The organism is Roseovarius sp. A46 (assembly GCF_004126395.1).
GTDB classification, from domain to species: domain Bacteria; phylum Pseudomonadota; class Alphaproteobacteria; order Rhodobacterales; family Rhodobacteraceae; genus Roseovarius; species Roseovarius nitratireducens.
Map to the genome: position 1 here is coordinate 1 of NZ_PVWS01000104.1, position 257 is coordinate 257.

The following is a 257-nucleotide window of genomic DNA, read 5'->3' on the forward strand; positions in this document are numbered from 1 at the left end:
TATCAGATCGACCGCATAAATCGCCATCAGGCCGATGCTCGCCGTAAAAGATGAAACCGACACGTGACGCATAATGCTGCCAGTGGTGAACACCGCCTTGTTCTCGGTCGTCATCTCAAATCTCTCTAGGCTAGGTGTTCAGTCCCGGCATCTGGTGGATCGGGTCGAGGATGAAACGATCCGGCTCTGAAATCCAGACCTTGCAGATGTATTCGTATGGCGTGAGGCCACCGAGGGTCTTGAGGCGCCGGGCGAAA

The 257-nt window shown here is 54.9% G+C and carries 1 pseudogene; it reads right to left on the reverse strand.

The features are described 5' to 3' along the window. Positions 1-130: 130 nt before the first annotated feature. Positions 131-257, reverse strand: a pseudogene (locus tag C6W92_RS17530) (IS481 family transposase); the annotation flags it as partial.